This is a genomic window from Sphaerisporangium viridialbum, assembly GCF_049674955.1.
Taxonomy (GTDB): Bacteria; Actinomycetota; Actinomycetes; order Streptosporangiales; family Streptosporangiaceae; genus Sphaerisporangium; species Sphaerisporangium viridialbum.
This window is the reverse complement of record NZ_CP187232.1, coordinates 4,307,319-4,333,019: the sequence shown is the minus strand read 5'-3', so window position 1 is coordinate 4,333,019 and position 25,701 is coordinate 4,307,319. Positions and strand designations below refer to the sequence as shown.

Below are 25,701 nucleotides of genomic sequence, written 5' to 3'. Positions count from 1 at the left end.
GCGGTATGTGCGGACGTCCGCTGCCGGGGCTTGGATTGAGTGGGGTGTTGGTGGGTCTGGGCTACAGGTTGAAGGCGATCGAGCGAAGGATCAGCACCACGACGAACACCACGGTGAGCGTCACGTCGATTGACAGCCCGCCAGCTCGCACCAGCCGCAGCACCCGCCGCACCGGTGCGATCTGCCTCGCCGCGATCCGGCCGGTCTGCCAGCAGATCGGGGACTGACCACCGCCTGCACTACGGACCGGATTCGACGATGGATGCGGCGCGGTGGCGCGTTTACATATCGCGTCCCATAGCGCCTGCGGCTGCCAGGACGTTGACGTAGTCGCGCAGATGGGCGATCTGCCCGTTGCGGGCGGTGAGCACAACGATGTTGGGAAGCGCGAACTCGCCGGTCGATGCGCTGGTCCCGATGGCTTCCTGCTCGACGATGATCGTTTCCGGATCGTTGGTGTCGTGAAGGGCAAGGGTTCGGTAACGCTCATACTTCAGCGGGTGGGCTTTCCACCCTGCGGCTATCCAGTTCACGATTTCGTCCCGGCCCTCAAGCCGGGACGGCACGCCGGGGCGTGTGAACGGGAACTCATGAACCGCGTCGACTGCGTACACACGGCTCATGTCATCGGCGGACTGGCTGATAGCGGCTTGGCGGAAACGCTCCAGAACCTCACGCGCACCAACTTCTTGCTCGCCGAGTGCCGCTCGCCTGGCAGTCACCTTGCGGTAGCTGATCTTCCAGCCGTCAGGTTGGCGCGTGACGATGTCGTCGTAGACGACACTGCCGGCCGTTCCGTCGGCCTTGATGCCGATTCCTTTGGATTGGACCCGCGCCGAGCGATCGTCGATCCCAGTGACCACGATGTTGGTGACGTGATGGCCGACCGGGTTGGCGTCGCCCAATGCGAGGGCGGCCTCACGCATGGCCGCGGTCCCATGCAACGAGCCGCTGCCGAAGTCGTTCAGGTCATAGGTGGCATCTGGAGTGAACAGCTCACCCGCTTGGTCCAGCTTGCCCACGTCCGTGAGGTGACCGTGGAGATTGATCAGGTCGTTGATGTCGATTCGGTCTTGTTCCGACAGCGCCATTGGGGTGGCCCTCCATGAGTTGGGTGAGTGATGCCGGTAAGGTGAGGCATAGTCCGGTTAGATGGGCACGGTAACGGACTGTGTCCCCGGTTAGCAAGAGAGTGGTGATCGCACTGGTAGGTCACGAGTCGCGGTCGCGCGCCGGACGTCCGAGGCGTGCAGACGCCCGACGCAACTACGAGCAGTTGGTCGAGCAGGCGAAAATTGCGTTCGCGGAGTTCGGCGTGGACGCCTCCTTGGACGAGATCGCTCGGCGGGCAGGGGTGGCCAGCGGAACGCTGTATCGGCATTTCCCCACTCGGCTGGATCTCATAGAGGCGGTGCTCGCCGAGCAGATAGCCGAGTTGGTCGACCTTGGTCGCGCGCTGCTGACGGCTGGGGACGAATTCAACGCGTTGTCCACTTGGTTGCATGCTGCGCTAACGCATGCCTTGACCTATCGAGGTCTGGCGGCCGCGGTGATGAACTCGGCGCTCGACCGCGGGAATGACCTGGTATCGACCTGGCATGCGGAGATATTTGAAGTGGGGGCTGCGTTGCTGGCGCGGGCGCGCCAGTCAGGCGTGATCGTCGCCGATGCGGACGAAGCGGATGTGCTGAAGATGGTCGGTGCTATCGCCTGGGCCGCCCAGGACGCCCCGGACAGCTCAGCTCAAGCCGACCGCCTGCTCGCCCTCCTCATGAACGGACTACGTCACGGCGGCCTTCCGCAGCGAACTGGCGATTAACAAACACCCCATAGGTCTACAGATGGGACGGTTGGGGATCGTTCCTCTGGTAGCCGGACGGCCCGGAAGCAACGACATCGCGCCGGCCAGAATTCGGCAGATGCGGAAGCCGAGCGGCTCGCGGTACTCGGGGACATCTGCCACATACGGTTACCGACCGGGACCGTCGCCAGAGCCCACAGCCGGCAAGGTGGCCGATCACTGGAGGCAGGCCGACCTGGTGCAGGGTCTGCACTTCGAGCCGTACCTGGCTTTGTACTTGTGCCGGTACGCCGACAGACGGAGCTCAGGAGATCTCGACGGCGGATCTGCCGCCCCGTTCGCGCAGCCAGACGACGAGTCGGCTGTGCCGAGCCGGACGTGCGCCAGATTGGGATGGTCGGCCATCAGAGCCGTCAGGGCCGTGACGTCGCTGCTGGCGGGGACTACCACCCCGCGTACCGGCCGCTCATGCGCGCCGGCATCCACAGCGCCGTCACGTGGTACCCGATCGCGGACAGCACGAACAGAACGGTCGCCCACACCAGATCACTCACCGCGGGCTCCGGAGCGGACAGTCCGCAGGTTGGTCGACATGGGCTCCAGGCTGGCTGACCCGACCGGCCATGTCGTCGTGCCAGCGCAGGCACCGCTCCTACAGCAATGGCAGTAGGAGCGCAGGCTTACAGCCGGCTTTGGGGGAACCCAGGGCAGAGCTCGCCCAGGCCGACGTCCGCGATCCGGAGCAGGTCGCCGCCCTCATCCAAAGCCGCGACACCGTCGACGCGCTCGTCTGCAACGCCAACATCACCCCGCCGTTCGCACCGCTGGACACCATGACCTGGGAGGACTTCATCGGCAAGGTGGACGGCGAAATGGCTGCCATCTTCCACCTGACCAAGCGGGTCTTGGAGGTGATGCGCGGCCAGGGGAGCGGGCGGATCGTCTACGTCTCCAGCCTCAGCGCTGAGCTCACGCGCCCTGGCGCGCTCGCGCACGCCACCGCCAAGGCGGCGCTCGACACCTTCGCGCGGCACGTCGCCGCGGAGGCCGGGCCGTACGGGGTCGGGGTGAACGTCGTCGCACCCGGCGCGGTGCGCACAGACGCCACGGCCCACACGACGACGCCGGAGGTGGAGAAGGCGCGCGCCGAGCGTTCGGTGCTGCACCGGATGCTCGAGCCCGAGGACGTGGCGAAGGTGATCGCCGCGGCCGTGGGAGGAGACTTTCAGGCGACGACCGGCATCCGCATCCCCGTCGACGGCGGTTTCCGCGTGCTCTCCGCTTCCTGAACTTGCTCGCCGCGTTCCAGGAAGCGGGCGGCGAGCTACGGCAGATCAGAGAACGCGGTGATCTCACCCGAGGGATCCGCGCGGTGACCGCCTGCACGTGATCCACCACTGGAACCGGATCGGGCTCCCCGCCACGGAACAAGCCATGCTCGCCCAAGCCGCGAACAGCTCTGCGGCGCCGGTCATCGGTTGTGTGAGCCCCACGGGAGGTGGCATGCCGATTCGGATCCGGTCGCCACCGGGCGACCTTCTCGCCGCTGCCGCGCCGCCACGCTCCATCGCCCGATTTGGCTTGACACCGGCGTCAAGGTTCTAGCCTCGCGGGAGGTGGGCCGGTCTGTTCCGGGCGGGGCCAGGTCGCGGAGACGGCCGCTCCGCGAGGAGCGAGGCCCGCCGCTCGTATGGTCTCCTCTGAGGTAAGGGATTCGGGTGGAAGTCTTCATCGTCGGCGCCAGCGGATACATCGGTGGCGCGATCGCCGACAGGCTCGTCGGGCAGGGGCATGAGGTCGTCGGACTCGCCAGGTCGGCCAAGGCGGCGGAGGCCCTGGGCGGGAAGGGCGTGCGGGCTTATCTGGGTGAGGTCGGGGACATCGAGCGGTGGATCGACCGGGCCGTGGAAGCCGACGCGGTGGTCTTCGCCTGGCGGGCGTTCGACCTTGACGCGTTCCGCGCAACGGACACCGCCGCCGTCCGGGCGGTGCTCGCCCGTCTGGCTGGCAGTGAGAAGGCGTTCCTCTACGTGACGGGGTCGCTGGGCACCGGTGACACCGGCTCGGCCACCGAGGTCGACGTCGACACGCCTGATGACCCGCCGGTCTTCCTCGCTTGGCGCTCCGCCCTCGAAGCCGAGATCCGCCGCTCTTCCCAGGCAGGTGTCCGGTCGGTGGTCGTGCGCGCCCCCATGGTGTACGGACGCGCCAGCGGTTTCATCGCGGAATCGCTTCTCGCCGATGTCAGCGCCTCCGGACGGGTGCACCACGTCGGCGACGGCGACAACCTGCTGGCCTTCGTCCACGTCGACGACCTGGCGGAGCTGTGCGTCCGGGCGGTGCGGACGGCACCGGCCGGCGCACTGTACCTCGCGACGAACGGGGAGTCCCTGTCCTACCGCGACTTCGCCGTGCGGGCGAGCCATGCCCTCGGCGCCGGCGGGGCCGTCGCCTCCCTCCCCCTCCAGGCCGCCCTGGCCGCCATGGGGCCGTTCGCCGAGGCCCTCACCTACTCCCAGCGCCTGTCCGGCGCCGCCGCGGGCAGGGAACTCGGCTGGAGCCCTGCCATGCACGGCATCGACACGGAACTCCGCCTTATTAAGGAATAACCCCACAGTTCCCTGAGCCCTCCATCGTCGCCATAGCTCCAGGACCTGGGCGTTCTCCGTACAGAGCACGCCGCTTTGACGGTTGAAGGGGTCTCGGGATCGGTGAAGCTCCTTCCTCTTCGTTGAGGTTTTGTCGTGGTGGTGAAGCCGAGAAGTCGTGTGCCGGCCCCGGTCGGGGATGACTCGGTCCGGTGCTGGGCGCCGCTCTGGCAGAGGACGCCTGCTCACGCGGGGGTTGGCCCCGTACACCGGCTCAGGCGCCTTGACTGCTCGCCGGGCCGGGGTGGCCTCGCGTCGCCGGGCCCTGAGCGCCGCCCGGTACCGCTCCGGGAACGGCTGACCGTAGACGGCCTTGGGGGCCGGCGAACCCAAGGGTGCACAACCCCCCAGACCACCCCAACAGCCTGGACTCGACCTTTGGGTTCGCGGGAACTCTGGGATTTCTTAGGGTCCCCGTAGCTTCGGCCGAAAATCCAACAGATATGCCTCTGGCCTGCATTGATAGGCAGGGCTCAGGTCTGGCCCACCAGCTCGAAACCTCTGCATAAGCACAGGTCAGCGGCATATCCGTTGGATCCTGCGCCATTTCTACCGGGACCCCTACCCGCGGATCGGTCCCAACCGCCCAAGCAGCCACTTGAGAACTGGCCGATGTGCGCCTGTACCATGCCAAGGCATGCAGCCTTCGACGCGGCAACCCTCGCAATGGCACACCCGGGAGCAGCACCCGCCGCGGAAGCGGCGGAGGAACTCCGGCATGTTGGTCGGTCTGGCGGTGCTCGGTATCGCGATCTTGCTGACCGGCTTCGCCGCCGGCGTCACGGTTGCCAGGAAGGCGGCAGCACCCTCGGCAGCGTCGGCCCAGCCGACCACTGCGACTTCCGCCCTCCTGGAGATCCTCGAACCGAACCTGGAGCAGCGCGCCGCATTCCTCAAGACCCTTGAAGAGATGAACCGGCAGTTCGCCTCGAACCCTGACCGTGCGGTGCGCCTAGGACAGAACTTGTGCCTGGACATCGCCGAGGGCCTGCCCAAACCCAAGGTGGAAGACAACGCGTTGAAGCAGTTATCCAACGGGGTGATCGTGGGCCTGGATCAGGCGCAGGACATCGTGGCCGCGGCGAACAGGTTCATCTGCCCGAAGATCACCATGACGTCCTAGCGAGTCCTTCCAGAGGTCGCGCCTCCGTTGAACCAACTAGAGGGTGTCTGAAAAGCTGTCGTTCAGGTAGCTGGTCAAGCCGGTTGTGGCGTGAGGTGCTGGTGCGGGAGGTACCCCCGTGCCTGAGCATCGACGTTCTTACGCGGCGGATCTCACCGATCGGGAGTGGGCGCTGCTGGAGCCGTTGATCCCTTTCCCAAAAGTGGTGGCCGCCCTGCGCTGCATCCCCGACGGGAGATCGTGAACGCGATCGCCTACTGGTTGCGCGCCGGCTGTGCCTGGCGGTTGCTGCCGCATGACTTTCCGCCCTGGCAGACGGTGTACCACTACTGGCGGCAATGGCGGAACGAAGGCTGACGGTGCTGCGGGAGCGGGAACGCGTCCGCCAGGGCCGTGATCCCACCCCGAGTGCGGGGGTTGACGACCCAGCGGCCTCGACTGCGCGACGATAGACGGGTGAGCGGCCGCGCCCCGATGTCCGGGCGTGGCCGGTTCTCGTTTCCGCGTCCTGGAAACGGCCGTTTCAGGGACGCCCCTCCTACCGCTCAGTCCAGTAGGCGAGGTTGGACCGGGCGGTCAACGTGTCCGAGTGCTCAGGCCCCAACACCCGCTCCATCAGCGGCAACAGCGGGGCGTACAGGTCCCGCGCGGCCGCCGCCTGCCCCGCCTTCCCCGTCCACTGGGCGAGGAGGGACCGGGCGATCAACGTCAATGGGTGCTCCGGACCGTACAGCCGCTCACGCACTGGCACCAGCTCCGTGTACAGGTCCCGCGCGACCGCCGCATCGCCCGTCTCGTCCGCCCGCTGAGCAAGGCGGACGATCAACGTCAATGGGTGCTCCGGACCCCACATCCGGTCCATCAGCGGCACCAGCTCCGTGTACCCGTCTCGCATGGCCGCATGTCTCGTCCAGTGGGGGAGGTCGGACTGGGCGCGCAACGTCAATGGGTGCTCCGGACTCAACACCCGCTCCATCAGCGGCACCAGCTCCGTGTACAGGTCCCGTGCCCTGGCCGCATCGCCCGCCCGGCCCGTGAAGTTGGCGAGATTGGCCCGGGCGATCAACATGTCCGGGTGCTCCGGACCCCACGCCTGCTCCATCAGCGGCACCAGCTCCGCGAACAGGTCCCGCGCCCCGGCCACATCCCCCGCGTCCCCCGTCCACATGGCGAGGTTGGACCGGGCGATCAACGTCAATGGTTGCTGTGGGCCCGACGCCTGCTCCATCAGCGGCACCAATTTCGTGTACAGGTCCCGCGCCCTGGCCGCATCGCCCGCCCGGCCCGTGAAGTAGGCGAGATTGGCCCGGGCGATCAACGTGTTCGGGTGCTGTGGGCCAAACACCCGATCGATCAGCGGCACCAGCTCCGCGAACAGGGCCCGCGCCTCGGCCAAGTCCCCCGATTCGCCTGTGCAGTAGGCGAGGCTGGCCCGGTCGATCAATGTGCCCGGGTGTTCGGGACCAAGAGTGGTGCGCAGGGCGGTGGTGCGGTGCTGCTGCAGGGTTTTGGCGGTGCGATAGTCGCCGCTGGCCTTCAGGTAGTCGATGACGGCGCCCATGCCCGGTGAACCTGGGGGCAGGGCGGCGCGGGCGTGCGGCAGCAGCCGGGCGTAGGTGGGCCAGAAGGAGATGTCCTTCGGGTCTGAAGGGAGAGCGGCGTGCAGCAGGCCGGCCGCGGTGCGGCGGAGTTCGGCCCGTTGGTCGTCGGAAAGGTCGGCGAGGGTGACGGTTTGCACCAGGCGGTGGACCGTGACCGCCTGCCCATCCGGGGAGGGGGTGATCATGCTGTAGGAGGCCAGCAGGCCCAGGACGTCGGCGACCTCGGCGCTGTCCGCGCCGTCGATCCCCTCCAGAACGCTGCAGGGCAGGTCGTCAGGGGCGTAGCAGGCCAGGACCTGCAGCACGCGGATGGCCAGGGGGTTGAGCTGGGCGATGCGGTCGCAGGTGATGGCCCAGACCCGGGCTACCACCTCCTCACCTACGGCGGTGGGGGTGCGGCGGGGGTCGGCACTCAGCGCCCGGTGAGGATCGGTGCGCAGCAGGTCAAGGTAGGCAACGACGGTCATGCCGGGGGTGCGGGCGATATAGGCAGCGGCCTGCTTGAGCGCCAGCGGCAGCCCATCCAGCTCGCCGGCGAGCTCGCCCACCGCCTCCACCTCGCTGGCCGCACCCGGCCCCAGCACATCCAGCAGAAGTTCGACCGCGGCGGTGCGGGTGAGCACGTCGAGGCGGATGACGGTGGCGGCCAGGTCCTCCCACCCGATATCGCGTCGTGTGGTCACCAGCACATGCCCTGTGCCGAACCAGCCGAGCAACGGGTGGACGTGGTCGATGTCTTCGACATTGTCGAACACCACCAGCCAGCGTGCGGGTGTGCCGGCCAGCCACGCCCGCGCCCACGCGGCGGCCTCCTCCGTCGGCGCCTGCCTGGCGGCCGCCGCTGCCTGTCCGCCGTGCCTGCGGCACAGCTCCCGGCACAGGCCCGCCAGGCTCGCCTGGATCCGCTCGGCGTCCTCAGCCGTCACCCACCACACCAGGTCGTAGGCCTGCCGACGCCTGTGGGCGTACTGCAGCGCCAGTTCGCTCTTGCCGACCCCGCCCAGCCCGATCACCGCCTGCGCAATCACCCCCGCCCCCACCTGCAACGCCTCATCCAGTGCCCGGAGCCGGTCATCCCGGCCCACGAACACCCGCGCCGGCACTCGGGGCAACGCCACCATCCCGCCGGGCGGCAGCCCCACCGCGATGGTGGCCGGCAGCGGCGCGGGCGTTGGAGCGGCGGCCACAGTGGTCATGGTGAAAGACGCCCCGTCGCCGGTCATCACCACCCCGGCGCCCCCGCCGACCCCGACAGCGCGATCACCACTCGCCGACACCGCACCCGGGCCGATCACATGGCCGCCCGTGACCTGCCCCACGACCATGCCGCCGGACATGCACCCGCCCACCACCGGCGATCCCGGCCCGGACGACGAGGGGCCTGTCGCCGAGGGCGGCGACGGCTCCGCGACCCGGGCTGGGCGCAGACCCCAGACGCTGACCACCAACCCGGCCGCGCCCAACAGCATGCCGACGATGCCGGCCCGCTTGTCCAGCACATCCAACACGCCATTGCCGATGTGCAGCGGATCTGCGACCAACTCGACCACCCCGGCCGCGCCCAGCAAGACCGAGACGACCAACCCCGCTACCCACCATCCGCGTCCACGTCGGCTTCCTGAAGGGCTGGATGGGTGATTCGGCGTCGGTGAGGAAGGGGAGGGAGACGACACATCTCAAGATTGCCGTCATCGAGCCCGATATCCTCACGCAGTCACGAACCCGTGACCGAACCAGATCTGCGGAGTGTCCATTCCCAGTACTGACCTACGGGTTCCTGGTACGCGGCACGGCGGCGGTCAGCGGTTCCGTCGACCATTGCAGCGACCGCCGGCGGGCAAGGCCCGGCCGACGCCTGGCCCGCGCGATCTGTTCACGGCGGCCGGGGCCAGATCCGGCAGGCATACCGCTACCTGCTGGAGGACTGCGGAGTGCCGGGGCGCCGGTCGTAGGTGAGGAAGGCCGCTCCGCCCTTGAGGACGGTGTGGTCGATGAGCTCCCAGGCGTTGGGCGCGAAGACTGTGGTCCGTCCGAAAAGGGGTATGCCGGAGCCGATGGTGAGCGGGCTGAGTTTGACGATCATGCGGTCGATCTCGCCGTACAGCACGCCGGCCAGTTCCGCGCCGCCGACGAGCCAGATGTCCTTGCCGCCATCGCGCTTCAGCTCCCGTACCGTCGCCACCGGGTCGTCGGCGACGAGTTCGATGCCGGGGTCCGGGCTTTCGGTCAGTGTCTTGGAGAAGACCAGGTGCTTGAGGTGGGGGTAGGCGTCGGTCACGCCGGCCGCGAGGCCGATCTCATAGCTCTTGCGGCCTTCGACGACGGTGTCGAAGCGGATGCCTTCGGCGGTGACACCGAGCGCGGCCCGGGCAGGCCCCGGCAGGGTCTCGGGGTACTCCTCGATGAGGTGGTGGATGTAGTCCTCGGACGGGGACCAGAAGCCGCCGGGGCCGCTGGGGTCGGAGCCGTCGGGACCGGCGATGAAGCCGTCGAGCGTGGAGGCGATGAAGTACACAAGCTTGCGCAAAATGAGTCCTTTGTCGATCGGTCGCAGTGGACGGTGATGGGGTGCGCCGCCCGGGGCGGGGCGCCACCGGGTGTCACTTCGTGGCGGTGGAGAACGGAGCGACGATGCGCTCCACTGCCCGCGTGACCAGCTCGTCGCGCTCGGCGTCTGTGAAGACATCCGGCAGTGTGAGTTGCTCGACGATCAGCCAGTTCATGGCCAGGTACATCAGCAGGACGGCGGTTGCGCCGCCGGGCAGGCCCGCGGCCTCGTGCTGGGTGATGTTCTCGTCGATGTCGGCGCGGACCCGCTCGGTGAGCAGCGTACGCAGCTCCGGCCTTCTGGTGGCCTCCAACCGAAGCTCCAGCAGCGCCAGGTACCCGGATCGGAAGGCGGCGATCCTGCCGACGCTCTCCCGCATCATCGCGCCATACGACGCGGCGTCCCGCGCTTGGTCGAACATCTCGGTGAGCGCGTCCTCTCCGGGCCTGAGCCGCTCGTAGACGCGGGCGCCGGCCTGGACGAGCAGATCGTCTCGGTTGCGGAAGTAGTTGGACGCGGTGCCGATGGGCACCGCCGCCTCCTTGTCGACGGCGCGCTGGGTCAGGCCGCGCGCCCCCTCGCGGGCGAGAACCGCGATGGCGCCGTCGAGCAGCGCGGCCCGACGGTCCGGGTTCTGACGCATCTCGCACTTCCTTCCTTGAAGTACTTCAAGTAAAGCACTGTGTTTGAAGTACGTCAACTGAAGTGCTTACGGGTCGCGTGAATTCGGGCGCATCATCCTTCGCCTCAGAGGCCACCAGGGCGACGCCGGCGGCCGGGAGCAGGGAGACGGTGGCACATCTGTTCAGCGGGCAGCCGCTGACCGTGCGACCCCTGGCAACCGACTGTGAACGTGAGGAGTCAGACCAACGGAAGGCGGCGTATTCCCGTCATGGTCGGTGCGGGCATGAACTCCACGGGGTCGTCCGGATCGGTGCGCAGGGGGTCGAACCGGTCGAGCAGGATGTTCAGCGCGACGCGTCCCTCCAGCCGGGCCAGGGGTGCGCCGAGGCAGAAGTGGATGCCGTGGCCGAAGGCGAGATGCGGGTTGGGGGCGCGACCGGGATCGAAGGCGACGGGGTCGGGGAACTGCCGAGGATCTCTGTTGGCCGATCCGAGCCAGACCATGACCATTTGATCGGCCGGTATCGTCACGCCGCCGAGTTCGGCTTCGCGGGTGGTGGCGCGGCCGAGGAGGGCGAACGGGGTGAACAGGCGCAGGGATTCCTCGATGACGGCCGGGATCGAGGCGCGGTCGGCCCGTGCCCTGTCCTGCTGCTCGGGGTAGGCGTCCAGGCAGAGTACGGTGTTGCCGAGCAGCATCGTCGTGGTGATGTGTCCGGCGAGCAGGAGGACGATCGCGAAGTTGACCACCTGGTCGTCGGGCAGGCGCTCGCCGTCCACCTCGGCCTCGACCAGCCTGGTGAGCAGGTCGGTGCGCGGCTGCCGTTTGCGTTCCGTGGCGTGGGCGGCGAGATAGTCGGACATTTCCTTCCACGGTCGCAGCGTGGCCTGGATGTCCACCTTCTGTGCGTCGGCGGGCTCGGCGAGTGAGACCTTGGTGTCCCGCTGGAACAGCGCATCGGCCCACTGTTTGAACAGGGCGCGATCGCTACTGGGCACCCCCAGCAGTTCGGCGATGACGATGACGGGGAGCGGGTAGGCCAGATCGGTCACGAGTTCCAACCGGCCGCGATCGCGCGCCGCGTCGAGCAGTTCGTGGGTGAGGGCGGCGATCCTCGGCTCGAGATCCGCGACCACCTTGCGGGTGAAGGCGCTGCTGACCAGCTTGCGCAGCTTGCCGTGCCCCGGCGGGTCGATCTGGGTGATGAAACCGTCCAGCGAGAAATCCTCGCTGGACGGCTTCATGCTCTTGGGGACCACGCGCATGGTGTCGGAGGAGAACGTCGCGGGGTCGCCAAGGACCTCCTGCAGTTCGGGGTAGCCGTAGACGTTCCACATTCCGGCGCGGGCGTCGTACTCGACCGGCGGACCCGATCGCGGACCGCGCAGCCAGAAGAGCTGTTCGGGGACGTTGTAGCGCTTGACGATGTCGGTCATCGTCTCTCCTTGGTCGTGGTCTAACTGCGGCAGCGCACGCGCTCCGAACGTGAACCGCTATTCCGTGGCCATGTTCCGCAGCGCCTGCAGGGCGTGGATGAGCCGGTAGAGGACGCGGTAGCGCCGTACCGGGATCCTGCGGTAGTGCGTGCAGAAGGGCATGTGTTCCGTGCAGGTGAGGCGGGGATTCCATTGCTCTTTACCGCCTTGGGCAGAGATCGTTATCGTCCCGATGAGCCGCGAAGGTCAGTCGCGGATGCCCGGGTTGGCCGCCATCACGGCCCCCGCGACCTCCCGCAGGCTCGGCAGGAAACCCAGCACCTCCCGCCCGCGCTCGCGCAGGTCCCGCGGCGAGCCGACGCCCAGGTCGCCGAGCAGCCGCAGGAAACCGGGGGAGAACACCTCGACGGCCGCCGGGGCGTCACCGGCCATGATCTTCAGGCACCGGGCATAGGTCACCACGACCCAGAACACCGCCTCGCGATGCAGGCCCGCCTCGATCAGCTCACGGCCGCCGTCCACCGCGATCGGCCTGGCCGCCGCGGTGATGTCGGAGGAGAACGACAACGGCGTCCTTGCCATCGGCACCGTGGCGTCGAACACCCGCGCCATCGCCTCCAAATGGTGCGCCGCCCGCGCGGGCGTCATCTCCGCGCACCCCAGCAGCTCCAGCAACCGCTCGTGAACCTCCAGCAGCCCGTACTCGGCGAGCAGCCCCCGCACCGCCACATACCGCGACCGCACCGTGGGATTGCGCAACCCCGCGCTCAGCAGCACGTGCGTGGTCACCCCGGCGGGGAACACCCAGCCGATCACCTGGTCGTGCAGCGGCGCCGACGCCTCCACCGACCCGATCCCCGCCACGATCCTGCGCTCGGCGTCATCGCACCGCCGCCGGACCCACGCCCGCCGGGCGTACTCCGCGGACACCTGCGCCCGCAACCGGGCCAGCCGGCCGGTGGGGTCGGCGACGACGACCCCACCGCTGTCACCGCCGTCACCGCTGTCGCCGCGGAAGCTCCCCGCCAGGTGGTAGGACCCCAGCACCACCTCGGCCGACCGGATCCGGTCCCACGGCAGGTAGGTGACCTCCACCACCACCCCCTCGCGGAGGAACTTGCCCAGCTTGACCGGAGCCCGCTCCCCGGAGGTCACCACCATGACGTCCACGTCGGAGGTCGCGGGCAGCTCGGCCTGCGCCGGCAACCAGATCGCCGACCCGCTCAGGAACGCGCCCGCGAACCCCGGCGCCGCGGCGGCGTGCTCGGCCACCCACCGGGCCGCCACCCGCCGCGCCTGCCCGACCCTCACCACGGCCCCCGCCCTCTCACGCCGCCTCCTCACCCAGCCCGGCCATCTCGGCCATCTCGGCCTGGTGGATGCGCCGGTAGGCACGGTCGCGCACCCGGAGCACCACGACGGCGAGCAGCGCCGCCGCCAGGGAACCCGCCAGCACCGCGATCTTCACATGGTCGCCGCGCGCCCCGCCGTCACCGAAGGCCAGCTCCCCGATGAGCAGCGACACCGTGAACCCCATGCCCCCGAGCACCGCAAGGCCCAGCACGTCGACCCATCCCAGCCCCTCGTTCAGACTCGCACGGGTGAACCGGGCCACCAACCAAGTGGCGGCCATGATGCCCACCGGCTTGCCGACGACCAGCCCGGCGACCACGCCCACCGCCACCGGGTCGGTCAGGGCCTCCACCAGCCCGCCCGGCCCGCCCACGGCCACCCCCGCCGACAAGAACGCGAACACCGGCACCGCCACCCCCGCCGAGATCGGCCGCAACCGGTGCTCGAAGCGCTCCGCCGGCCCCTTGTCCCCGGCCCGGCAGCCCGCGACCGGCACCACGAACGCCAGCAGCACACCCGCCACCGTGGCATGCACCCCCGAGGCGTGCACCAGCCCCCAGGTCACAGCGGCCGGCGGCAGCAACACCCACCACGAACCCACCCCGCGCCGCACCAGCAACGCGAACACCCCCAGCGACACCAGGGCCGCCGCCAGCGCCACCACCGACAGGTGCGCCGTGTAGAACACGGCGATGATCACGATGGCGATCAGGTCGTCCACCACGGCCAAGGTGAGCAGGAACGTCCGCAGCGCCGAAGGCAGGAACCGGCCGGCCACCGCCAGCACCGCCAGCGCGAACGCGATGTCGGTCGCCGTCGGAATCGCCCACCCCCGCGCAGCGCCCCCACCCGCCCCCGCGGCGACCAGCAGGTACAGCACGGCGGGAACGACCACCCCGCCCGCCGCGGCGGCCACCGGCACCACGGCCCTGCGCACGTGCCGCAGGTCACCTGCCACGAACTCGCGTTTCAACTCCAGGCCGGCCACGAAGAAGAACACCGCCAGCAGCCCGTCGGCCGCCCACGCCGACAGGTTCAGATCAAGGTGCAGCGCGGCCGGCCCCACCCTGTACGAGCGCAACGCCTCATAGCCCTGCGACCACGGGGAGTTCGCCCACACCATCGCCAGCACCGCACCGGCCAGAAGCAACGCCCCGCCGACGGTCTCCTCACGCAGGATGCCGGCGATCCGCCGGGCCTCGGCCCACGACCCCCGGGTGAGCAGGGCGGGCATGCGTCGCGGGGCTTCGGTCATGGGTGCTCCAGTCCATAGGCGGATCCGTTGCCGACCAGACTTCCCGGCGCACCTGGCCCCACCATACCGGCCCCGCCACGCCCCTTCGCCCGGCGACGCCACCGGGGGAGGGGGCGCAGGTCAACCGGCGTACCGGGCGTGCACGTGACCCTCACGGGGGAACGGGGGACGGGCGGGCAGCACCTCCTCCAAGGCGTACCCGCACTTTTGCGCCACCCGGCACGAGGCGAGGTTGTCCACCTGGTGCAGCAACCGCACACACTCCAGCCCGTCATCACCGAACGTCTCGAAAGCCCAGGTGGTGACCCTGTCGACGGCCCGCGCCGCCACACCACGCCCCCGCGCCCACGCCGCCGTCCAGTAACCGACCTCAGCGCGCGGCCCGCCCCGGGTGACCCCTTTCAGCACCACGTTGGCGACCAGCCGGAGGGAACCGGCCACGGGCCCGGGCTCAAGGACCGCGAAGCTCAGCCGCCCGCCACCGCTCCACCCCGCCCGCTGGACCTCCACCCACCACCGGGCGTCCTGCTCATCGGTGACGTGCACCCGGGTCCACCGCAGCATCACCGGATCACGGTAGGCCTCGATCAGCTCGGGGATGTCCCGCTCCTCCCACGGCCGCAACAGCAGCGCAGGACCCCGCCCGCTCGCGGCGGCGCGCAGCACCACGCTCACCCCCGCCCCTCCCGCCCCGCACCGGCCAGCAACGCGTCCTCCTCCTGCGGCGACAGCCCGACCGCCAGCGGCGGCTCACCCCGCCCACGGTCCCAGGCCAGCACGTCCGCCGCCGTGACCTCCAGCGGCGTCGCCGGCATGCCCGCCGCCCGGGCACGCGCCGCGCTCCGCTGAAAGCTCAGCGCCCACACCGGATCGGCGCGCACCAGCGGGAACCCGCCCGGCACCGCGCCGGACGGCACCGGCACCACCCGCACCCAGCTGCCCGCCGCCGCCGCGCACGCCTGGATGAGCCCGCCCAGCGTGACCGGCTCGGCAGGCCCCACCGCGTTGAACACCCCCGGCCGGTCACCGGTCACCAGCAGCACCACCAGGCGGGCCAGGTCACGCGAGTCCAGCACCTGCACCGGCTGCCCGGGATCCCCCGGCAGCGCCACCCGCCCGCCCCGCGCGGCCCGCCGCACCCAGTAGGTGAAAAGGTCCTGCTGGTCGTACGGGCCGGCCACGATCCCCGGGCGCACGATCGTCGCCCGCCGCCCGTACCGGGACAGCACCTCCTCCTCGCAGGCCACCTTGAGCGGACCGTAGGTGTCGCGCCCGATCTCCTCGGTGCCCCGCTCGGGCGGCAGCCGCGGCGCGTCCTCATCGGCCCCCGGCCCGCCACCCGGCCGGTACACCGCGTTGCTGGAGATGAACACATAACGCCCGGCCCGCTCACCGAGCGCGCCCGCCGCCTGCGCCACGTGGCGCGGCACGTACGCGCTGACGTCCACGACCGCGTCCCAGGCGCCCTCGCGCAGCGAAGCGTAGTCCCCGGTGTCGCGGTCACCGGCCCGCCGCGGCACACCCGGGAACAGGCCGGAACCTGTCCTGCCCCGGCTGAACAGGGTCAGCTCGTGACCCTCACGCAGGAAGTCCTCCGCGATCGCCCGGCCGACGAATGACCCACCACCCAAAACCAGCACCCGCATGACGCCCGATGCTACGGGCCCCGAACGACAAGCCGGAACCCGCGATCCGGCCCTGACCGGGCGGACACCTCGCACCCGCCGCCACCCGCGACGTGGGCCACCTGCAGGAGATCGCCGTCGCCTACCCGGCCGGCCCCCTCGCCGACTACGTTGACGGCGCCACCATCCGCTCAGCCCGACGACCCACCCCGGGAGACCCACATGGGCGCCGCCGTCCGCAGCATCACCTTCGACTGCCACGACCCCGCCACCCTGGCCCGCTTCTGGAGCGCCGTCACCGGCGGCCGGCCCGCCGACGGCCCGCAAGGCGAGCAATGGTCGAGCGTACGCCTGCCGGACGACCACCACCCGCGGACCCTCACCTTCATCCGCGTCCCCGAGAGCAGAACGGTCAAGAACCGCGTCCACCTCGACCTACAGGCCGACACCACCCTCGACGAGGAGATCGCCAGAATCACCCGGCTCGGCGCCACCGTCCTGGACGACATCCGCGGCCCGCTGGGCATCGGATTCGCCGTACTCGCCGACCCCGAAGGCAACGAGTTCTGCGTGGAGTCCAGCCACGCCGAGACCACCGCCGCCCGAAGCCGGCCCACACCGCCACCTGGCGGATGAACGGCCACTCATCGCGGCCACCCTGCTGTTGTGAGACCACCACAAGACAGAAAGGATCGAACCAGCACAGCACGCTGACCTGCCGCGAAAGGCGGACCACATGGCCCACCACCCCAACCTCGACCCCGAACTCGCCGCCGCCCTCGACCAGGCCATACTCCCGGCGTTCGACCTGTCCACCCTGTCACCCGAAGACCTGCCCGGCGTACGCGCCCAGATGAACGCCGTACTGGCCGCCGCACCCCCCACCGACCCCCGCGTCACCATCGAAGACCGGCACGTACCCGGCCCCGACGGCGGACCCGACGTACGGCTGCGCCTCTACCGGCCCACCGGCGAAACCCGCGACCTGCCCTGCCTGTACTGGATCCACGGCGGCGGCATGATCATCGGAATGCCCGAAGCCGACGACACCAAAATGACCGAACTCGTCCTGCAGACCGGATGCGCCATCGTCTCCGCCGACTACCGCCTCGCCCCCGAACACCCCCACCCCGCCCCCGTCGAAGACTGCTACGCCGGACTGGTGTGGACCGCCAAGAACGCCACCGAACTCGGCATCCACGCCGACCGCATCGCCGTCGGCGGCGCGAGCGCCGGAGGCGGGCTCGCCGCCGCCACCGCGCTACTGGCCCGCGACCGCGGCGGCCCCGCGATCGCCTTCCAGCTGCTGGTCTACCCCATGCTCGACGACCGCAACATCACCCCCTCCAGCCACGAGTTCACCGACGCCGTCATCTGGAACCGCGCGGCCAACCTGTTCGGATGGAAGGCCCTGCTCGGCGACACCGCCGGCACCGAGGAAGTCTCACCGTACGCCGCACCCGCCCGCGCCACCGACCTGTCAGGACTCCCGCCCGCCTACATCAACGTCGGCGAACTGGAGGTCTTCCGCGACGAATGCATCGACTACGCCCACCGCCTCATCAGGGCCGGGGTGTCCACCGAACTCCACCTGTACCCCGGCGCCTTCCACGGCTTCGACACCCTCGTGCCCCAGGCCACCATCAGCCGCCGCTCCGCCGCCGAGCTCGCGGCCGCCCTGCGCCGGGCACTGGCCCGCTGACCCCACCGGCCCCGGCGGCCTCACCGCCCAGCCGTACCAACGCCAGCGCCAGCTGCGCGCGCAGCCGACCGGCCGAATCCGACAGCGAAAACCCCAAAGCCGCCTCCGCACGCGCAATGCGCGCCGCCATCGAACTGTGATGCAGATGCACCACCACCGCCGCCCGCCGCACCGAACCCTCCTCACACAGGGCCCGCACAGCCTCCAGCACCTCACCACCACGCGGCCGTGCGGCCAGCTCCCGGACCGCCCGCACATCGGCCAGACCCTCGATCGCCTCACCCGGCACATGCGCGGCGAACAACGCCAGCGCACCCAGCTCCGACCACCTCACCAGGTGATCGCCGGTGCCCTGCGCGGTGAACCGCAACGCCACCCGCGCCCCCGCCCACGACCCCGCGACCTCCGCACCCCCACCCAAAGGGCCAACGCCGGCGCGCAACGCACGCGGCACCGCCTCCACCTCCGGGGTCACGATCACCGCCGCCGTCTCACCCATCACCGCCGACCGCGCATGATGCCCCCCGGCCCGCAGGTGCGCCAGCAACGCCGCACCCTGACCCGCCGGCGCCGCCAGAACCTGCACCCGGGCCGCCGGAGCGAAACCCAGCAACCGCAACGCCCGCGCACGCTCGGCCTCACCGGTCCGCGCCGACAACACCAGCTCCACCAGCGCCGGGTCGTTCACCGCCTGGGCGCCCGCGACCGCCCGCTCCAGCGCCACCTCCGCCGCCGCCGCGAACCGCTCCAGCACGATCTCGTCCAGACCGTGGGCCGGCCCCTCCCGCTCCATCCACACCGTGCCCATCGCCGGGCTCAGCCCCCGGGCCAAAGCATGCGCGGCCGGCGCGGAAGGATGGTCGACCACCCCGGCCGCCGACACCCGCGTATGCTCCCCGGTCGCCGCGTCCAGCAACCCCACCGGGCACTGCGCCAGCCGCGCCGTCGCCCGCAACAGCACCGGCACACTGCCGTGGTCGCGCACCAGGGAATCGAAGTAGGCGATGACACGCACGGCGCTCTCGGCGTCGGCGTCCAGCGTCGACAGGCGCAGCAGAAGTCCCTGCACCGCTCCAGACTAGGCCAGCGGTTCAGAAGCCGAACATGAGTCCCGCGGCTTGCGCCAGATGACGCTGTAACGCAACAGGAGGTGCCGGCGATACTCGCAGCCGGGCAGGATCTCGGCGGCCAACGCTCGCATCCGCGGGTACGTCACCGGCGGCGGCCACACCGTGGGGGAGGGATGCTCCCAGTGGCCCTTCGTGGCGCGATGGAAGGTACCGGCGACAACGCCGGCCAGGTCGCGCGGCAGGTCGTTGGGCATGGCGCTACGGGCCAAGCCGACGATGGCCAGGACGCCGCCGGGGCACAGCAGGTCGCGCATGCGGGCGAGCCCAGCGGCGGCGTCCATGTGGTGCAGGGTGGCCACCGACGCGATGACGTCGAACGAGGCGGACTCGAAGGGGTGGGTGAGGAAATCGCCGAGGATGTAGCCGACGTCGTCCGGGTACTCGCGGGCTTGGCCGATGCTGAGCGCGTCAAGGTCGATGCCGGTGACATGCGGTACGGCCTGCCGGAGTTCGCGGGCGAGCATGCCCTCGCCGCAGCCGACATCCAGGGCGCGCTGGGCACCATCGGGGACCGCGCGCAGGATGCGGGGGTGGTAATGGATGTTGTGGTTCCACCGCTTGCCGTTCCTCACAGTCATGTGACCATCCTGCCGAACCCAGGCCCTGCCGCCCGGGCGGTCGGCAAGACCGGCCCCACCAGGCACACAGGATTGCGTTAGTGCTGGTCAGGGCTCAACCGGCAACCCGGCACGGGGCCGCGACCAGCGGCGGTACCTGAACGTGCGCACCCCGGACGCGCCAGAGCCGTGGGTGCGGGCCCCGCCGCGGTTCCCGGCCGGCCACAGCGTGCCGTTGGCTGCGTTCGCCGGACGGCTCAGCGAAGCTCGTTGATGCGGATCAGGTTGCCCGCGGGATCGCGGAAGGCGCAGTCGCGAATCCCGTACGGCCGCTCGGTCGGCTCCTGCGGTCAGGCTAGTTGCGGGCCGGTGACCTGCGCTTCTCGATTCCTGACCGGTCTGGTCACCTGTTTGGCCACGCACGACGGCAGCCCCGCCGCAGCGCCCGCCGCGCGGCGCCGGTAGGCGCTGGGCGGCATACCGGCCAGTTCGGTGAAACGGGTGCTGAAGGTGCCCAGCGACGAGCAGCCGACCGCGAAGCAGACCTCGGTGACACTGAGATCGCCACGGCGCAGCAGCGCCATCGCCCGCTCGATGCGCCGCGTCATCAGATAGGCGTACGGCGACTCACCGTAGGCGAGCCGGAACTGGCGGCTGAGATGCCCGGCCGACACGTTCACGCCGCGCGCCAGCGCCTCGACGTCCAGCGGCTGCGCGTACTCCCGGTCGATCCGATCACGAACGCGCCGCAGCCGCGCAAGGTCGTTCAGGTGCTGCGCCGCAGCGGGTCTGCTGGTCACCTGCGAGATCGTGCCACATCGCGAGGACCAGCGCGAGCGCCGGCCCGGAACCACGCAACCGCCGGCTTGACCGGCTCATCTCGAGCTGAGGACAGGCCAACCGAGGACCTCGGCCGCCACTGCCCGCACCGCGACGTCTGGCCCGGCTCGCCACTCGACGCCGACACCCGACCGGCCGCCGAGCCGCGCTGAGGGATCCGTCACAGCGGCCGCAGCCCGCGCGTGCGACGCCCGCCGACGATCCGGCCGCCGACCAAGCCCCCGGTACACCGAGCAGCAGCGGGGGAGACCATCCACCCGATCACTCCCACCGGCGATCCGGCAACGAACATCGTCCGCCGCACCTACCTGATCGAGCCCGCGACCGACCAGGGTCTTCACGGGGGCCGGCTGACAACCCCAGAAGCAACCCCAGGTCAGGACCCTGTTCTCGTAGCGAAATCGTCGGTGCGGCCCGGCATGATGAGGTCATGAGCGATGCGCCCCCGATCACCCTTCTCGCCGATCCCACCGCCTACGCCGAAGCCGTCCAGCTCGCCGTGGACGCTTCCGCCGCCTACTATCGCGACGGCACCTCCACGTTGGACGACGATGCCTATGACCGGCTGGTGCGCGGCATCGCCGCCTACGAACAGGCCCACCCCGACCATGTGCTGCCCACCTCGCCGACCGGCAAGGTGGCCGGGGGCGCCGTGATCGGCGACGTCCCGCACACCGTCCCCATGCTCAGTCTGGACAACGTCTTCGGCGCTGAGCAGCTGGACGACTGGGCCGCCGCGCTGGAGCGCAGACTCGGCCGCTCGATCACCGTCTGGAGCGTGGAGCCCAAACTGGACGGCCTGGCGATCTCCGCGCGTTACCGTCACGGCCGCCTGGTCCAGCTGGTCACGCGCGGGGATGGCACCGCGGGGGAGGAGGTGAGCCACGCCATCGGCACCATCGTCGGGCTTCCCGCCCGGCTGGCCGACCCGGTCACGGTGGAGCTGCGCGGCGAGGTGATGATGACCACCGCCCAATTCGAGGAGGCCTGCGCCAAGCGTCGCGCACACGACGGCACGACCTTCGCCAACCCCCGCAGCGCGGCCGCCGGGACGCTGCGCGCCCAGGACCGGCCGTATGTGTGCGAGCTGACGTTCTTCGGCTACGGGGCACTCCCGTTCCCATCGGAGGACACCTCCGAGCTCGCGGCAGGGCTGCGCACCTGGCCGCACAGCCAGATCATGGGCTGGGTCGCCGGGCAGGGCGTGCAGACCACTGCCGGCACGCCGGTCGCCGCGATCCTGGCCGGCACGCTGGAGCAGGTGCGGCAGCGCATCGAGCACATCGCCGCGGCCCGCGCGCAGTTGTCGTTCGGCATCGACGGCATCGTCGTCAAGGCCGACTCCGCCCTCGACCAGGAGCAGGCGGGGTTCAGCTCACGTGCGCCGCGGTGGGCGATCGCCTACAAGCTGCCGCCCACCGAGAAGATCACCAAGCTTGTCGCGGTGGAGTGGAACACCGGCCGTACCGGGATCATCGCCCCGCGCGCCGTGCTGGAACCCGTCGAGCTCGACGGCAGCACCGTCACCTACGCCACCTTGCACAACGTCGCCGACATCACCCGCCGCGGCCTTCTGCTGGGCGACTCGGTCACCGTCTACAAGGCGGGAGACGTGATCCCAAGGGTTCAGGCGCCGGTCGTGCACCTGCGGACCGGAGCCGAGCAGCCGATCGTCTTCCCCGAGGTCTGCCCGTCGTGCGGGGACGCGATCGACACCTCCCAGGAGCGGTGGCGGTGCGTGCGCGGCCGCGGGTGCCGGGCGATCGCGTCCATCAGCTACGCGGCAGGCCGTGGTCAACTCGACATCGAGGGCCTGGCCGACAACCGCATCCAGCAACTGCTGGACGCCGGGCTGATCGCCGACTTCGCCGACCTGTTCTTCCTCACCCGTGACCCCTTGCTGGGTCTGGAGCGGATGGGCGCGGTGAGCACCGACAACCTGCTGAACGCCATCGAGCGCGCCAAGTCCCAGCCGTTGAGCCGGGTGTTCTGCGCGCTGGGCGTGCGCGGCACCGGTCGTTCGATGAGCCGCCGGATCGCCAAGCACTTCGGCAGCATGGCCGAGATCCGCGCCGCCGATGCCGGGGCGATCCAGGCGGTGGACGGCATCGGCCCGGAGAAGGCGCCCGTGGTGGTGGCCGAGCTGGCCGAGCTGGCCGAGCTCATCGACAAGCTGATCACCGCCGGGGTCAACATGACCGAGCCCGGACACACCGGGGGCGCATCGAGCGGTGAACCGGACGGTGCGGCCGAGCAGCCGCTGGCAGGCATGTCCGTCGTGGTCACCGGCGCGATGACCGGGCCGCTGGAGACGCTGTCACGTAACCAGATGAACGAGCTGATCGAGCGCGCGGGCGGCAAAGCGTCTTCGAGCATCTCGGCCAAGACCTCCCTGCTGGTCGCGGGGGAGAAGGCCGGTTCCAAGCGAGCCAAGGCCGAGACCCTGGGCGTGCGGATCGCTACGCCACAAGAATTCGCCGAGCTCGTCGCCGCCGTCCTGTAGACGGCCCGACCGGTCGAAGGGCCTTGCGGGAATCGATATTCCAGGGGTGAATGAGCCGAACGCTGATTCCGCGGGTTTCTGTGCGCGCGGCAAAATCGATCCGATTGACAAAAAATCGCCGGCCGGAGCCGCGTATCGCCTCACTGAGCATTGGCAAAATCAGCCGCCTGATCAGCGCCGGGGGAGGACTGAGCCATGGTCATGACCTCCGCCTGGCCGCGTACACCCGAACGGCGGCTCGGCGTGCTGCCGCATCCACATCCACATCGTGCATCCGGCCGGGGGAGAGAGCGGACGTCGGCTGCGAGCATCACGGTGCGGGCCGAAGACCGTGCGTAGCGGCCACGTTGTCGAGGCAGGGACCAGTCCGGCCCCATACGACAGAACGCCCCTAGCAGTACATAAGCGCTTTTAACCATACAGAATGGAGCTTCTGAACGGTTAAAGAGGGAGAGTGGTTCGGGGCCCGGCAGGGGCGATGGCTGCGGCCCGCGGCGGCCGAGACGAACGGTGAATCGACGCATCAGGACGAAAGGCCGGCATCCTTCGCCCTTGGGCGACCTTCCATGGCGGCGGCACCAAGATCCACGGAGGCACCAAGATCCATGATCTCAGGGCTCGCCAAGATCCATTCGACAAAAGATCCACAAAAGCCTGTCGCCGGCCACGCATGATCGCCGGGCGAACCCGGGACGCCCAAGCCCGCCGGGCGCCGCGCGGCTGCTGCGGAACGCGGATCGCGGTGATCCATTGCGATACGGAACAACCGACGCCAGAGGGCCTCTCAAGATCCATCCACCACTGTTTGCTGCATAATCGCACTTATGCAGCAAACACCGAACGCCTCCCCGGCCGCCCGTTGAGCGGCCGGCAACTGTCCTGTCTCATTGAATCTGGTCCACGTCTCACTCAACGTGGCCCAACCGGGACTCGTGATGCCCCGGACCGCACGCATTGCAGGAGACAACCTGAGCATTTCACTGACGTGTCGCGGCCTTAGGCTTCGCGCATGCCGCGCTTCGAGGTCGTTACGCATGTCATCGCGTCGCCGGGTAGGGTTTTCGATCTCTCGCTGGATGTGGGCCTCCATACCGCCTCGATGGCGGGATCGTCGGAGAAGGTTGTCGGTGGAGTGACCGCCGGTCGCTTGAAACTCGGCGAGAGCGTCACTTGGCAGGCGCGGCACTTCGGTGTCCGTTGGCGGATGACGTGCGCGATCAGCGCTTACGACCGGCCGGGGTTTTTCGTCGACGAGCAGGTGTCCGGCCCTTTCAAACATTGGCACCACGCTCACCGATTCAAGTCGGATGGCCATGGCGGGACGGTGATGCGCGACGTCATCGACTTCGCCGCACCGCTTGGCCCTCTCGGGACCATCGCTGAAGTCCTGGCCCTCCGCCGCTACCTGCCTGGGCTGATCCGAGCCCGGAACCAGCACGTCAAACAGGTTGCCGAAACTGCTCCCACGGCCAAGTCATGATCCGCCACGTTACTTCCGTTGACTGAAGGTCGCTACCGCAAGATCACAGCTGCCTCTCCCCCGGAGCTCCCCTGGTGACTCCGATCGAGGCCCCCTCGGCTCTGGCGGCGGGCGCCTGGACGCACCTGGCCGTAACCGGCACCGGCGGTCTCAGGGCGCTCTACGTCAACGGGGCCGAGGTGGCGCGCAACGCGGCGATGACGTTGCGCCCGGCCGACCTCGGCAGCACCACCAGAACTGGGTCGGCCGATCGCAGTACAGCGGCGACCCCTACCTCGACGGCGCGGTGGACTCGCTGCGGGTCTACAGCCGCGTGCTGAGCGCAGCCTAGGTCGCGGACCTGTTCTCCACCGGCTTGCAGATCGCTCCTCCCTGAGGCACCGGCTGTGATCAGGGACTGTAGTGGGGGTTGTTCACGTAGTCCCCGAATGTCTCCGTCGCGGCGTCGTAGGGGCGTGCCCCTCTGATGAACCGTCCCTCGATCCCGCCGGGGAACGCCACCTCCCGCTGGTGCCCGGTGCGAAGGGCGCTTCCCATGGTCTCGACGATGTCGATGCCTCCCGGCGCGTCCACGTCGTACAGGTATCTCATGGGGAAGATGTCCATCGGGTTGTCGAGCCGGGTGGTGCCGACGAACGCCGACTCCTCGAACCGCAGATGGGACTCGAGATCGGTGTTGCCGGGGTTGCGCGGGTGGAAGCCCGGCCCGAAGACCTCGTCGGGGTGGCGGTCGTCGGCGCGTCTGACGATGAGCCGGTCGGTCCGCCACACCGGAGTGGGCGTGATCGCCTTGACGTCGACGTTCCGGTTGGCCGCCGCCCTCAGGGGGTCCGGGCGGCGGGCCAGCCGCATCCGCAGCTGGATGGGGGCCTTGGCCCCGAGGATACGGCGGAGGCGGGTCTCGACGCCTCGGATCAGGGTCTTGCCGAAGAACCGTTCGAGCTCACGGCGGAAGACGGCCACGGAGCGCTGGGCGAACACCCGCGAGCCGGTGATTGCCGTGCGCGCCTGGACAAGGGCCATACCGGCGGTGACCGTGGCCGCCGCGGCGGCCCACACCAGGATGGCGGCCACGATCCCAGCCGCGGCGATGAGGGCGACCTTGAGCGCCTCGACGAGGGTGGCGGCCGCGTCGTGGCTGTCAGCGAGGGCGTGCAGGGTGGTGGCGAGACTGGGCAGGTGTGCCGAATCGTCGCCGTCGCGGTGGTAGTCGGCCCAGAAGGAGGTGAGCGCGTCGATGTGGCCGCCAATGTTCTCCGTGGCGGCGAACGCGATCGCTCCCTGCGCGCCCGGGATGACGTCGGTGGCGAGCGCGGTGGCGCACGATCGGTACGCGGTGGCACACTCGCGCAGCCCGTCCTCGTCCTCGGTGGGCCACGGCGCACCGAGAATCTGGAACGCGGTCTCCAGTTCGGCCGGAAGCATCACCGCCACCGGGCCGTCCCCCGCCCACTACTCACGCCACCTCAGCGGT

23 protein-coding genes and 1 pseudogene are annotated in these 25,701 nt (G+C 69.8%); 10 read left to right on the top strand and 14 right to left on the bottom strand.

What is annotated here, in order from left to right; translation table 11 throughout:
* Nucleotides 1-281 precede the first annotated feature (281 nt).
* Nucleotides 282-1,091, bottom strand: coding sequence for a nuclear transport factor 2 family protein (locus ACOZ38_RS19230; RefSeq protein WP_424532351.1), 810 nt, complete (start codon nt 1,089-1,091; stop codon nt 282-284).
* 104 nt (nt 1,092-1,195) lie between these two features.
* Between ACOZ38_RS19230 and ACOZ38_RS19225 the strand changes: the two genes are divergently transcribed.
* The 5 genes from ACOZ38_RS19225 (at nt 1,196) to ACOZ38_RS19205 (ending at nt 5,929) form a co-directional block, all read left to right on the top strand.
* Nucleotides 1,196-1,819 carry a TetR/AcrR family transcriptional regulator gene (locus ACOZ38_RS19225; RefSeq protein ID WP_424532350.1) on the top strand — a complete coding sequence of 208 codons (624 nt, stop codon included), beginning with the start codon at nt 1,196-1,198 and terminating at the stop codon, nt 1,817-1,819.
* Between the two features lie 674 nt (nt 1,820-2,493).
* Complete coding sequence (locus ACOZ38_RS19220; protein WP_424532348.1) at nt 2,494-3,090, top strand: SDR family oxidoreductase; 597 nt, start codon at nt 2,494-2,496, stop codon at nt 3,088-3,090.
* Nucleotides 3,091-3,519: 429 nt separating this feature from the next.
* Nucleotides 3,520-4,410 carry an NAD-dependent epimerase/dehydratase family protein gene (locus ACOZ38_RS19215; protein ID WP_424532347.1) on the top strand — a complete coding sequence of 297 codons (891 nt, stop codon included), beginning with the start codon at nt 3,520-3,522 and terminating at the stop codon, nt 4,408-4,410.
* A 757-nt stretch (nt 4,411-5,167) separates the two neighbouring features.
* Nucleotides 5,168-5,572 carry a DUF732 domain-containing protein gene (locus ACOZ38_RS19210; protein ID WP_405149313.1) on the top strand — a complete coding sequence of 135 codons (405 nt, stop codon included), beginning with the start codon at nt 5,168-5,170 and terminating at the stop codon, nt 5,570-5,572.
* 165 nt (nt 5,573-5,737) lie between these two features.
* On the top strand, nt 5,738-5,929 hold the full coding sequence (locus ACOZ38_RS19205) for a transposase (RefSeq protein WP_424532344.1): 192 nt from the start codon (nt 5,738-5,740) through the stop codon (nt 5,927-5,929).
* A 181-nt stretch (nt 5,930-6,110) separates the two neighbouring features.
* Here ACOZ38_RS19205 and fxsT read toward each other — a convergent pair whose 3' ends face one another.
* From fxsT to ACOZ38_RS19165, 8 genes are all read right to left on the bottom strand, one after another.
* Entirely contained in the window at nt 6,111-8,756 is a 2,646-nt protein-coding gene (gene fxsT, locus ACOZ38_RS19200) for an FxSxx-COOH system tetratricopeptide repeat protein (protein WP_424532343.1), read from the bottom strand.
* 326 nt (nt 8,757-9,082) lie between these two features.
* Complete coding sequence (locus ACOZ38_RS19195; RefSeq protein WP_424532341.1) at nt 9,083-9,700, bottom strand: dihydrofolate reductase family protein; 618 nt, start codon at nt 9,698-9,700, stop codon at nt 9,083-9,085.
* Nucleotides 9,701-9,773: 73 nt separating this feature from the next.
* The gene (locus tag ACOZ38_RS19190) at nt 9,774-10,364 is read right to left on the bottom strand and encodes a TetR/AcrR family transcriptional regulator (protein ID WP_424532339.1); all 591 of its coding nucleotides are present in this window, start codon (nt 10,362-10,364) and stop codon (nt 9,774-9,776) included.
* A 218-nt stretch (nt 10,365-10,582) separates the two neighbouring features.
* A complete protein-coding gene (locus tag ACOZ38_RS19185) occupies nt 10,583-11,782 on the bottom strand; it encodes a cytochrome P450 (RefSeq protein WP_424532337.1) in 1,200 nt (399 codons plus the stop codon).
* A 246-nt stretch (nt 11,783-12,028) separates the two neighbouring features.
* Nucleotides 12,029-13,096 (bottom strand): hypothetical protein, encoded by a 1,068-nt coding sequence (locus tag ACOZ38_RS19180; RefSeq protein ID WP_424532335.1) that lies wholly within the window; start codon nt 13,094-13,096, stop codon nt 12,029-12,031.
* 13 nt (nt 13,097-13,109) lie between these two features.
* Nucleotides 13,110-14,390: a Na+/H+ antiporter NhaA gene (gene nhaA, locus ACOZ38_RS19175; protein ID WP_424532334.1), complete on the bottom strand. Its 1,281-nt coding sequence runs from the start codon at nt 14,388-14,390 to the stop codon at nt 13,110-13,112.
* A 120-nt stretch (nt 14,391-14,510) separates the two neighbouring features.
* A complete protein-coding gene (locus ACOZ38_RS19170; protein WP_424532332.1) occupies nt 14,511-15,065 on the bottom strand; it encodes a GNAT family N-acetyltransferase in 555 nt (184 codons plus the stop codon).
* Nucleotides 15,062-16,036 (bottom strand): NAD-dependent epimerase/dehydratase family protein, encoded by a 975-nt coding sequence (locus ACOZ38_RS19165; protein ID WP_424532330.1) that lies wholly within the window; start codon nt 16,034-16,036, stop codon nt 15,062-15,064. The genes ACOZ38_RS19170 and ACOZ38_RS19165 overlap by 4 nt, the downstream gene beginning before the upstream one ends.
* A gap of 201 nt (nt 16,037-16,237) precedes the next feature.
* Between ACOZ38_RS19165 and ACOZ38_RS19160 the strand changes: the two genes are divergently transcribed.
* Together ACOZ38_RS19160 and ACOZ38_RS19155 are read left to right on the top strand one after the other, a co-directional pair.
* Nucleotides 16,238-16,651 (top strand): VOC family protein, encoded by a 414-nt coding sequence (locus ACOZ38_RS19160; protein WP_424532328.1) that lies wholly within the window; start codon nt 16,238-16,240, stop codon nt 16,649-16,651.
* A 100-nt stretch (nt 16,652-16,751) separates the two neighbouring features.
* Nucleotides 16,752-17,717: an alpha/beta hydrolase gene (locus tag ACOZ38_RS19155; protein ID WP_424532326.1), complete on the top strand. Its 966-nt coding sequence runs from the start codon at nt 16,752-16,754 to the stop codon at nt 17,715-17,717.
* On the opposite strand, the gene ACOZ38_RS19150 is transcribed toward ACOZ38_RS19155, so the two are convergent.
* The 4 genes and pseudogenes from ACOZ38_RS19150 to ACOZ38_RS19135 all read right to left on the bottom strand — a co-directional run bounded on the left by ACOZ38_RS19150 (nt 17,659) and on the right by ACOZ38_RS19135 (nt 20,204).
* Nucleotides 17,659-18,786, bottom strand: a complete 1,128-nt coding sequence (locus ACOZ38_RS19150) for a helix-turn-helix domain-containing protein (RefSeq protein WP_424532325.1) — start codon at nt 18,784-18,786, stop codon at nt 17,659-17,661. The genes ACOZ38_RS19155 and ACOZ38_RS19150 overlap by 59 nt on opposite strands.
* 9 nt (nt 18,787-18,795) lie before the next feature.
* Complete coding sequence (locus tag ACOZ38_RS19145) at nt 18,796-19,425, bottom strand: class I SAM-dependent methyltransferase (RefSeq protein ID WP_424532323.1); 630 nt, start codon at nt 19,423-19,425, stop codon at nt 18,796-18,798.
* Between the two features lie 236 nt (nt 19,426-19,661).
* A pseudogene (locus tag ACOZ38_RS19140) lies at nt 19,662-19,751 on the bottom strand (VOC family protein); the annotation flags it as partial.
* A 3-nt stretch (nt 19,752-19,754) separates the two neighbouring features.
* Nucleotides 19,755-20,204: a helix-turn-helix transcriptional regulator gene (locus ACOZ38_RS19135; protein WP_424532321.1), complete on the bottom strand. Its 450-nt coding sequence runs from the start codon at nt 20,202-20,204 to the stop codon at nt 19,755-19,757.
* Nucleotides 20,205-20,674: 470 nt separating this feature from the next.
* On the opposite strand from ACOZ38_RS19135, the gene ligA reads away from it, so the two are divergent.
* From ligA to ACOZ38_RS19120, 3 genes are all read left to right on the top strand, one after another.
* Entirely contained in the window at nt 20,675-22,747 is a 2,073-nt protein-coding gene (ligA, locus tag ACOZ38_RS19130) for an NAD-dependent DNA ligase LigA (RefSeq protein WP_424532320.1), read from the top strand.
* A gap of 1,009 nt (nt 22,748-23,756) precedes the next feature.
* On the top strand, nt 23,757-24,227 hold the full coding sequence (locus ACOZ38_RS19125; RefSeq protein WP_424532319.1) for an SRPBCC family protein: 471 nt from the start codon (nt 23,757-23,759) through the stop codon (nt 24,225-24,227).
* 74 nt (nt 24,228-24,301) lie between these two features.
* A complete protein-coding gene (locus ACOZ38_RS19120) occupies nt 24,302-24,547 on the top strand; it encodes a LamG-like jellyroll fold domain-containing protein (protein ID WP_424532317.1) in 246 nt (81 codons plus the stop codon).
* A gap of 70 nt (nt 24,548-24,617) precedes the next feature.
* On the opposite strand, the gene ACOZ38_RS19115 is transcribed toward ACOZ38_RS19120, so the two are convergent.
* The gene (locus tag ACOZ38_RS19115) at nt 24,618-25,652 is read right to left on the bottom strand and encodes a scabin-related ADP-ribosyltransferase (RefSeq protein ID WP_424537042.1); all 1,035 of its coding nucleotides are present in this window, start codon (nt 25,650-25,652) and stop codon (nt 24,618-24,620) included.
* Nucleotides 25,653-25,701: the final 49 nt, after the last annotated feature.

Excerpts from the sequence above, each read along its gene's own strand:
- ACOZ38_RS19210 (WP_405149313.1), top strand. The coding sequence starts at position 5,168 with ATGTTGGTCGGTCTGGCGGTGCTCGGTATCGCGATCTTGCTGACCGGC.
- ligA (WP_424532320.1), top strand. The coding sequence starts at position 20,675 with ATGAGCGATGCGCCCCCGATCACCCTTCTCGCCGATCCCACCGCCTAC.
- ACOZ38_RS19125 (WP_424532319.1), top strand. The coding sequence starts at position 23,757 with ATGCCGCGCTTCGAGGTCGTTACGCATGTCATCGCGTCGCCGGGTAGG.
- ACOZ38_RS19145 (WP_424532323.1), bottom strand. The coding sequence starts at position 19,425 with ATGACTGTGAGGAACGGCAAGCGGTGGAACCACAACATCCATTACCAC.
- nhaA (WP_424532334.1), bottom strand. The coding sequence starts at position 14,390 with ATGACCGAAGCCCCGCGACGCATGCCCGCCCTGCTCACCCGGGGGTCG.
- ACOZ38_RS19165 (WP_424532330.1), bottom strand. The coding sequence starts at position 16,036 with ATGCGGGTGCTGGTTTTGGGTGGTGGGTCATTCGTCGGCCGGGCGATC.
- ACOZ38_RS19155 (WP_424532326.1), top strand. The coding sequence starts at position 16,752 with ATGGCCCACCACCCCAACCTCGACCCCGAACTCGCCGCCGCCCTCGAC.
- ACOZ38_RS19230 (WP_424532351.1), bottom strand. The coding sequence starts at position 1,091 with ATGGCGCTGTCGGAACAAGACCGAATCGACATCAACGACCTGATCAAT.
- ACOZ38_RS19185 (WP_424532337.1), bottom strand. The coding sequence starts at position 11,782 with ATGACCGACATCGTCAAGCGCTACAACGTCCCCGAACAGCTCTTCTGG.
- ACOZ38_RS19190 (WP_424532339.1), bottom strand. The coding sequence starts at position 10,364 with ATGCGTCAGAACCCGGACCGTCGGGCCGCGCTGCTCGACGGCGCCATC.
- ACOZ38_RS19115 (WP_424537042.1), bottom strand. The coding sequence starts at position 25,652 with ATGCTTCCGGCCGAACTGGAGACCGCGTTCCAGATTCTCGGTGCGCCG.
- ACOZ38_RS19160 (WP_424532328.1), top strand. The coding sequence starts at position 16,238 with ATGGGCGCCGCCGTCCGCAGCATCACCTTCGACTGCCACGACCCCGCC.